We start from the raw sequence: 8,053 nt of genomic DNA on the forward strand, positions 1-8,053 counted from the left end.
ATGCGACCCTCGAAGTTCCGATTGCCCGACAGGACGGCCGTCACGGCGAGGTCGTTCTCGTTGATCGCGGCGGAGACCTCCTCGATGAGGGGGCCCGAATTGCCGATGCAGGTGGTGCAGCCGTAGCCGACGGTGAAGAAGCCGAGGTCCTCGAGGTCCTTCGTCAGGCCCGCCTTCTCGTAGTAGTCGGTGACGACCTTCGAGCCCGGGGCGAGTGTGGTCTTGACCCACGGCTTGGCCTTCAGGCCCTTCTTCACGGCGTTGCGCGCCAGCAGCCCGGCGGCGAGCATGACGGAGGGGTTCGAGGTGTTGGTGCACGACGTGATGGCGGCGATCGTCACGGCGCCGTGATCGAGCGTGAACTTCTCGCCGTCCCCGAGCACGACCTGGGTGGGCTTCGAGCCCTTGTCGGGTGCGTGGCTGCGGTGATGGTGACCGTGGGCGCTGTACTCGTCTTCGGGCGAGTTGCCCGGAGGGTCGGATGCCGGGAACGACTCCGAGCCCTCGAGATCGACGAGATCGTGCTCGATGTCGGCGTAGTTCGTGAGGTCGCTCGCGAACTGCGTCTTGGCGTTCGTGAGCACGATGCGGTCCTGCGGCCGCTTCGGGCCCGCGATCGAAGGCACGACGGTCGAGAGGTCGAGCTCGAGGTACTCGCTGAACACGGGCTCCTTGTCGGCGTCGTGCCAGAGAGCCTGCAGCTTCGCGTACGCCTCGACGAGGGCGACCTGCTCGTCGCTCCGGCCGGTCAGGCGCAGGTAGTCGAGGGTCACCTCGTCGATCGGGAACATCGCAGCGGTGGAGCCGAACTCGGGACTCATGTTGCCGATCGTGGCGCGGTTCGCGAGCGGGACGGACGCGACACCGGAACCGTAGAACTCGACGAACTTGCCCACCACACCGTGCTTGCGCAGCATCTCGGTGATCGTGAGCACGACATCGGTCGCGGTGACTCCGGTCGGGATGGCGCCGGAGAGCTTGAACCCGACGACCTTGGGAATGAGCATGGAGACGGGCTGACCGAGCATCGCTGCCTCGGCCTCGATGCCGCCGACGCCCCAGCCCAGTACGCCCAGTCCGTTGACCATCGTCGTGTGGGAGTCGGTGCCGACGCAGGTGTCGGGGTACGCGCGCAGCACCCCACCGACGGAGCGGTCGTAGATGACTTTCGCAAGGTGCTCGATGTTGACCTGGTGCACGATGCCGGTGCCAGGCGGCACCACCTTGAAGTCGTCGAACGCCGTCTGGCCCCAGCGCAGGAACTGGTAGCGCTCACCGTTGCGCTCGTATTCGATCTCGACGTTGCGCTCGAGCGCGTTCTCGGTGCCGAAGAGGTCGGCGATGACCGAGTGGTCGATCACCATCTCGGCGGGCGAGAGCGGGTTGATCCGCTTGGGGTCTCCCCCGAGCGCTTCGACGGCCTCGCGCATCGTGGCGAGATCGACGATGCACGGCACGCCGGTGAAGTCCTGCATCACGACGCGGGCCGGCGTGAACTGGATCTCGGTGTTCGGCTCGGCCGCGGCATCCCACGAACCGAGCGCTTCGATCTGCGCCTTCGTGACGTTCGCACCGTCCTCGGTGCGGAGCAGATTCTCGAGCAGCACCTTCAGGCTGAAGGGGAGCTTTTCGTATCCGGCGACCGCATCGATGCGGAAGATCTCGTAGTCGGTGCTGCCGACCGTCAGGGTGCTCTTCGCACCGAAGCTGTTCACCGTTGACACGATGGCGTCTCCTTCTGGTCGACCGCGGGCCCGCTACCATCTTGGTCGCAGCGTCCGAGCGCGGCTAGCAAGGCGTGCCTAACCAGTTCGCGCCCGCGAGGGCGACTCGGCAGAGGGCTAATTTATCTTGACATCAAGATAAATCTATCACGCTTCGTCTCGTGCGTAGAGTGCGCGAACGGCCAGCCATGTCACGGCGACGAGCGGTGCGAAGAGGGGCAGTCCCATGACCAGCTTGAGCGTGCCGAGTGCCGCCACATCGTCGGCGAGATAGAGCGGCACCTGCACGATCAGTCGTGCGGCGAAGAGTCCGGCCCACGCGAGGGCGAGCCAGAAGAAGACACGCCGCTTGCGACGATCCTTTCGCCAGGCGGTGCCCTCCCCCTTGAGGAAGCCGACGGCGAGGCCGATGAGCGACCAGCCGATGAGCGCGGAGACGAGGAACGCCGAGCCGTAGACCACGTTGGTGACGAAGCCCGGGATGAAGTTGTTGCCCGCCTCGCCGGTGAACGCGGCAAACGCGGCGGCGGCGGCCACGGCGACCAGGCCGCCGATTGCGGCCCCGGCGGGCTGGCGGGCGATCAGGCGAGCGATCGTGAACACGGCGGCGATTCCCACGGACAGCCCGAGGGACAGCCACAGGTCGCCGTCCCCCGTGGCGCGGTCGATCGTGACGGTGTACGCCACGATGAAGACGAGCCCCGGGAGGACGGACTCGAGGATGCCTCGCCAGCCGCCCATGGCCCGCCACACGACGTGCCCGGTCGACGCCTCGGCGTTCGGGTCGAGGCCCGCCTTGAGGGCGGCGCTGCCGAGCGCGGCGCCGATCACGTCGGATGCCCGCGGGTCGCGCTCTTCGCCGGGAGGGCCGGCCTGCGGATCTGGGGTACCGTGCGGTCGCTCGTCGGTCATGCGGAACCCGGCGTCGACGGCATCCGCAGCGGGATGAGGTCGCGCGGCGGCATCGGCGAAGCGCCGCGCACCACGACGATCGAGCGGAATAGGTCCTCGACCTGCGCAGCCGCCTCGACGTCGGACGTGGCCGCGCCGCCGATGACTCCCCGGAGGAACCAGCGCGGGCCGTCGACACCGACGAAGCGCGCGAGACGCTTGCCCGCGGCGCCGTCGGCGTCGGCGGCGACCGGAACCTCGGCGAGCAGCTCGGGACCCAGCGGGCCTTCGCGCTCCTCGACGCGGCCGCCCTGCTGGCGCACCTGATCGCGGATCTGGTCGCGCGTCTCGTCCCACAGTCCCGCGGTGCGCGGTGCGGCGAACGGCTGCACCTGCAGCGACGAGTCTGCGTAGTCGAGCCCGACGGCGACGATGCGCTTGGTCTGCTCCTCGACCTCGAGCCGGAGATTCAGCCCCTCGCGCGGCAGGATCTTGATGCCGCCGAGGTCGATGTAGGGACGGACCGGGTTGGCCTCGGCCTCGTCGAACGGGCCGGTCGTCGCGCGATCGATGGGTCCGGCCTTGCGGGTTGCGCCGATGGGTGTCTCGTCGCTCATGCGTTGCTCCCGAGGGTGTTCTGGTAGCCGGTGGACCCGAAGCCGCCCTCACCGCGGGCACTCTCGGGCAGGGTCTCGACGGGGATGAAGCGCACACGCGGCACCGGCATGACGATCAGCTGGGCGATGCGGTCGCCGGGGGCGATGTCGTAGGCCTCGGCGGCATCCGTGTTCAGGAGGGTGACCTTGATCTCGCCGCGGTAGCCGGCGTCGACGGTACCCGGCGAGTTCACAATGGTGATCCCGTGCTTCGTCGCGAGGCCGCTGCGGGGCACGACGAAGGCGACGTAGCCGTCCGGGAGGGCGATCCGCACTCCGGTGCCGACGAGGGCGCGCTCGCCGGGCGCGAGCCGAACCGACTCGGCGGAGAGGAGATCGGCGCCCGCGTCACCCGGGTGTGCGTAGGCCGGAACCTCCGGGGCGATAATGAGGACGTCCACGCTTTCGGTCACCCAACGAGGGTAATGCAGAACACACAGCACGACATCCAGTCCCCCGCCCTCTATCGGGAGCGCCTCACGCCCTCGCTGTGGGCGATCGTCGCCGCAGCCGTCGTCGCCCCGATGGCGGCGCTCGTCTTCGCGCCGATCGACTCGACCCTGGCACTCGTCGCCGGAGCGATCGTGGGGGTGGCCGTCGTGACGCTTCTGATCGTGATCTCGCCGCTCGTCGAAGTGCGGGACGGGATGCTGCGCGCCGGGCGTGCGCGCATCGACGTAGCCTGCCTGGGCAGACCGGTGGCTCGCACAGCGCAGTCGGCCCGCGAGGCGCGCGGACCGGGGCTCGACCCTCGCGGGTGGCACCTGATCCGGGGTGGCATCGACGGGGTGATCGTTGTCGATGTGAACGATCCCGACGACCCCACCCCGACGTGGACCGTCTCCAGTCGGACGCCCGACCGGCTGGCCGCGGCGATCGTGCGCGCGCAGGCTACGCGGCGCACTCCTTGCAGATCGGACCCGACGAGCTCTCGTGGTCCAGCTGCGAACGGTGCTTGACCAGGAAGCAGTTCACGCACGTGAACTCGTCCTCCTGCGCGGGGAGCACGACGACATCGAGCTCGAGATCGGACAGGTCGGCGCCGGGAAGCTCGAAGCCGGACGGGTTATCGGCGTCCTCGACATCCACCGACGCGGAGAGCTTGTCGGGCACGCGCTCCTTGAGGGCCTCGATCGACTCGCTGTCGTCCTCGGTCTTGCGGGGGGCGTCGTAATCCGTGGCCATGCCTGTATGTCTCTTCCGTTGCGTAATGTTCGTGGGCCTGCGCTTGTCAGGCGGCGATAGTTTGCACGACGCGGGTGCATTACGCAAATGCGCGCTCGCCGGCGAGGAGCCAAACTCGCGGCACGCCCGCTGTATTCCCGGCGCGCGGCCGACACCGTGCGAGCATGGGCCCATACGCAGACCGTTCGGAGGGGCGTCAGGCATGGAACAGCTCACAGTCATCGGAACCGAGGACGACACGATCGTCTTGGCGACCGACTCGGGAGAGCGATTCGCCGTGGCCATCGATGACGTGCTCCGCGCCGAGCTCCGCAAGGCTCGCCAGGAACGCTCTGCCGACGCGAAGACGCCACGACCCAGCCCCCGCGAGATTCAGGGTCATATCCGTGCCGGAATGTCGGCGCCCGAGGTCGCGGAACTCCTCGGCGCCCGCGTCGAGGACGTGGCGCGCTACGAACGACCAGTGCTCGCCGAGCGCGAGCACATCGTCGGCCAGGCGCTCGCCGTTCCGGTCTTGATGGGCGGAGACCTGGAGCACGACGCCCTGCCGACCTTCGGCGCGGCCATCCGGGCCAAGCTCGCCGAGGCCGGTGCCACCAGCGAACGGTGGACCAGCTGGAAAGAGCAGACCGGCTGGATCGTCAAGGTCGAATTCGCGGCGGCCGACATCGAGCACGACGCACGCTGGGGCTTCGACCCCCGGCGCAGCACGTTGTCTCCGCTCAACGCCGACGCGACACAGCTCTCCCGTCAGGGATCGCTCCCGGAGGGCCTCATCCCCCGCCTTCGTGCGCTCGATCAGTCGCCGTACAAGGATGACTCCCGCTTCGACAGCGGAGCCTTCGGCCCGCGACGGCTGCCGGATCCCGAGGCCGACCTCGAGGCTCCCGACGTCGCCGAGCCCGTCGCGGCGGCGGTGCAGAACGCGGCCACCCGGCGCGCCCCCGATGCGAGCGTGACGAGCTCCGAGACGGCCGACCTTCTCGAGGCCCTGCGTCGCCGACGCGGTCAGCGCGAGCCGCTGCCCGGCGCCGAGCTCGAGACCGAGCGGTCGCACTCCCCCGTCGCGCTTTTCGATGCCCTCGAGCCCGGCTACGACGAGCTCGGCCGCGCGGACGAGAAGGCCCGCGAGGCCGAAGCCGCGCGCGCCGACGCGTCGGCGCGCCGCAGGGGACGCACGTCCATGCCCTCGTGGGACGAGATCGTCTTCGGCGCCCGCACGGATGAGCAGTAGCCCCGATCGGCTGATAGACGATCGATGCGAGCGCCACGGTGGCGAACCACCGTGGCGGTCGCAGCTGGCGCGGCTCTTGTGCTCGCGATCATCCTCATCCTCCTCACGCAGAGAAGTGCGGCACAAGGCGCGCTAGAACATTACGCTCTCGCGAACGCGCCCAGCCTGATGAGCGGCACCAGCGTCTCCTCGGGCGTCGTCGAGCCGTGCTGTCCGATCATGAGCTGCGCGCGCTTGTCGGTGAGCCGGTCGTCGTAGAACGCCCACGTCCCGCGCGCGGCGACGATCAGGTCGCCGATGCGGTGCAGCACCTCGTCGTCGACCACGGGGCCGAACGCGCCGTCGCGGATCGCCTCGGCACGGGTCGCGACATCGGCGGTGGCACCCGATGCGACGCTCCAGCGCAGGGCGGCGGCATCGGCATCCTCACCCTCTTCGAGGTAGACGTGCAGCAGCCGCGGCTCGCCGCCCACGTGGGCGACCCCGTTGAAGCGGATGTCGTCCTCATCGAGCAGCACGTGACGGTGCCGGGGCACGTCGATCATGCCGTGGTCCGCGGTGACGATCGCACCGACGCCCTTCGGGAGGTCCGCCGCGCCGAGTGCCGCGTCGACGATTTCGAGGGCCGACACCCATTGGGCGGATGCGACCCCGTACCGGTGCCCTGCCTTGTCGAGCTCGGGCAGGTAGCAGTACACCAGGGCGCCGGGTTCACTCGCCAGCGACGCCGCCGCGGCGACCCGTTCGGCGGGGGAATCGGCCGAGACGTACTGGGCGCCGCGGAGGATCGCGCGGGTGAAGCCGCTGCCGTCGTACTCCTTGAGTCCGATCGCGTATGACCGGAGTCCCGACGCGCGCTCGAAGCTCGTCGGGACCCGCTGCCAGGTCGCCGGGTCTACGCCCTCTTTCTCCCAGCCGCTGAGCTGATTGACGAGGACGCCGCGAGCGGGATCGAGCACGCGATAGCCCACGAGGCCGTGGATTCCCGGCCACTCCCCCGTCAGAAGGCTCGTGAGTGCGGCAGCGGTCGTCGAAGGGAAGACGCTGGACGCGACATCCTTCTTCCCCATCTGCGGCGCCAGGAAACGCGCGTGGCCGGCGTGGGTGCGGAGCTGCAGCGCGCCGAGGCCGTCGATGACGAACACGATGGCGGATGCCGCGGCCCCGAGCCCCGATGCGGCCCCCGTGAGGGCGGCCGTGACATCCGGAAGCACGCCGGTGAGGCTCCGGGCTCCGCTGGTCGCGGCGGGTAGCATGAGGGGCATCGGGGCAAGTCTCGCACAGCGTGCGGCCTTGCCCCGGCGCTCGTTCAAGACCCCGCGCGATCGCGGTGGTCGACCCGCTTGACCGAAGGCACGCATGGCCCGCACCGCACCGCCCGCAGACGACATCGCCGAACGCATCGAAGACGTCGATGTCTCGGCCGAGATGCAGGGCTCGTTCCTCGAGTACGCCTACTCCGTCATCTATTCGCGCGCCCTCCCCGACGCCCGCGACGGACTCAAGCCCGTGCAGCGCCGCATCCTCTACCAGATGGCCGACATGGGCCTTCGCCCCGACCGCGGTCACGTGAAGAGCGCGCGCGTCGTCGGCGAGGTGATGGGAAAGCTGCACCCCCACGGCGACGCCCCGATCTACGACGCCCTCGTGCGGCTCGCACAGGCGTTCTCCCTTCGGGTGCCGCTCGTCGACGGGCACGGCAACTTCGGGTCGCTCGATGACGGGCCCGCCGCCCCGCGATACACGGAGGCTCGCCTGGCGCCCGCCGCGCTCGCGCTGACCGAGAACCTCGACGAGGACGTCGTCGACTTCATCCCGAACTACGACGGCCAGTTCCGCCAGCCGGCGGTGCTGCCCGCCGCCTACCCGAACCTGCTCGTCAACGGCGCGACCGGCATCGCGGTCGGCATGGCCACCAACATGGCGCCGCACAATCTCATCGAGGTGGTCGCCGCCGCCATCCACCTGCTCGAGAACCCCGACGCCACGGTCGAAGACCTCATGGAGTTCGTGCCAGGACCCGACTTCCCCTCGGGCGGCATCGTGATGGGGCTCGACGGCGTCAAGGACGCCTACACGAAGGGCCGCGGCGCGTTCAAGGTGCGGGGCAAGGTCGCCGTGGAATCCCTCGGGCCCCGACGCACGGGACTCATCGTGACGGAACTGCCGTACCAGGTCGGTCCCGAGCGCATCATCGAGAAGATCAAAGATGCCGTCCAGTCCAAGCGACTGACCGGCATCGCGGACGTCACGGACCTGACCGACCGCAGCCACGGGCTCCGGCTCGTTATCGGCATCAAGACCGGCTTCGACCCGCAGGCGGTGCTCGACCAGCTCTACCGTCTGACGCCGCTCGAGGACTC

9 protein-coding genes are annotated in these 8,053 nt (G+C 69.3%); 3 read left to right on the top strand and 6 right to left on the bottom strand.

The genetic code is table 11. The features are described 5' to 3' along the window. From acnA to dut, 4 genes are all read right to left on the bottom strand, one after another. Positions 1-1,724, bottom strand: a 1,724-nt coding sequence (gene acnA, locus VNT50_RS10585; protein WP_325485078.1) for an aconitate hydratase AcnA, incomplete at its 3' end; no start/stop codon positions are given. A 147-nt stretch (positions 1,725-1,871) separates the two neighbouring features. Beyond that, complete coding sequence (locus tag VNT50_RS10590) at positions 1,872-2,636, bottom strand: DUF3159 domain-containing protein (protein WP_325485079.1); 765 nt, start codon at positions 2,634-2,636, stop codon at positions 1,872-1,874. After that, entirely contained in the window at positions 2,633-3,232 is a 600-nt protein-coding gene (locus VNT50_RS10595) for a DUF3710 domain-containing protein (RefSeq protein ID WP_325485080.1), read from the bottom strand. Before VNT50_RS10595 ends, VNT50_RS10590 begins: the two co-directional genes overlap by 4 nt. After that, positions 3,229-3,684 (bottom strand): dUTP diphosphatase, encoded by a 456-nt coding sequence (gene dut, locus VNT50_RS10600; protein ID WP_325485081.1) that lies wholly within the window; start codon positions 3,682-3,684, stop codon positions 3,229-3,231. The genes VNT50_RS10595 and dut overlap by 4 nt, the downstream gene beginning before the upstream one ends. A 12-nt stretch (positions 3,685-3,696) precedes the next feature. Here dut and VNT50_RS10605 point away from each other — a divergent pair, with 12 nt between their 5' ends. Then, on the top strand, positions 3,697-4,230 hold the full coding sequence (locus tag VNT50_RS10605; protein ID WP_325485082.1) for a DUF3093 domain-containing protein: 534 nt from the start codon (positions 3,697-3,699) through the stop codon (positions 4,228-4,230). Here the strand turns inward: VNT50_RS10605 and VNT50_RS10610 are convergent. Next, a complete protein-coding gene (locus VNT50_RS10610; protein WP_325485083.1) occupies positions 4,163-4,456 on the bottom strand; it encodes a DUF4193 domain-containing protein in 294 nt (97 codons plus the stop codon). The two genes, VNT50_RS10605 and VNT50_RS10610, sit on opposite strands and share 68 nt — an antisense overlap. A gap of 202 nt (positions 4,457-4,658) precedes the next feature. On the opposite strand from VNT50_RS10610, the gene sepH reads away from it, so the two are divergent. Continuing rightward, positions 4,659-5,690 (top strand): septation protein SepH, encoded by a 1,032-nt coding sequence (gene sepH, locus VNT50_RS10615; protein WP_325485084.1) that lies wholly within the window; start codon positions 4,659-4,661, stop codon positions 5,688-5,690. A 140-nt stretch (positions 5,691-5,830) separates the two neighbouring features. Here the strand turns inward: sepH and VNT50_RS10620 are convergent, their stop codons facing one another. Then, positions 5,831-6,955, bottom strand: coding sequence for an alkaline phosphatase family protein (locus tag VNT50_RS10620; protein WP_325485085.1), 1,125 nt, complete (start codon positions 6,953-6,955; stop codon positions 5,831-5,833). Between the two features lie 94 nt (positions 6,956-7,049). On the opposite strand from VNT50_RS10620, the gene VNT50_RS10625 reads away from it, so the two are divergent. Then, the coding region (locus tag VNT50_RS10625) for a DNA gyrase subunit A (protein WP_325485086.1) at positions 7,050-8,053 on the top strand (1,004 nt) is incomplete at its 3' end.

Origin of the sequence: Microbacterium sp. (assembly GCF_035554235.1) — a bacterium.
In the GTDB taxonomy this organism is placed as follows: domain Bacteria; phylum Actinomycetota; class Actinomycetes; order Actinomycetales; family Microbacteriaceae; genus Microbacterium.